We start from the raw sequence: 446 nt of genomic DNA, 5'->3' as shown, positions 1-446 counted from the left end.
GTTGTCAACTCCTTAATGCTCACTTCGTTCCGCTTACCGTTGACAACACTCTTTTTTTACCTTTCTATCTATTCAATTGTTTAGCAATTAATTTTTTAAATTCGAACAATAAAAACAAATCTACATACACATAAACATATCATTTCAAACAGAAAGGAACACGTTTATGATTACCATTAGTTTATGTATGATTGTGAAAAACGAAGAACATACCTTACCTCATTGTTTACAATCTATTGGGGATCTGGTAGATGAAATTATTATTGTCGATACAGGTTCTACGGATCAAACAATCCAAATTGCGAAAAAATGGACACCACATGTCTATGAAATTCCTTGGGAATTTCATTTCAGTCAAGCACGCAATGCTTCTTTTCAATATGCTTCTAAAGATTATATGATGTGGTTAGATGCAGATGATATCTTGCAACCTTCGGCGCAAAAAA

General features: G+C 33.0%; 1 protein-coding gene. It reads left to right on the top strand.

All coding sequences use genetic code 11. The annotated features are described in order from the left end of the window. Positions 1-166: 166 nt before the first annotated feature. Positions 167-446 (top strand): glycosyltransferase (locus JDS99_RS30995; RefSeq protein WP_199696504.1); only part of this gene is annotated, 280 nt, incomplete at its 3' end.

This window comes from Bacillus cereus group sp. N6 (genome assembly GCF_016483705.1).
GTDB lineage: Bacteria > Bacillota > Bacilli > Bacillales > Bacillaceae_G > Bacillus_A > Bacillus_A wiedmannii.
This window is presented reverse-complemented; position numbering and strand designations above follow the sequence as displayed.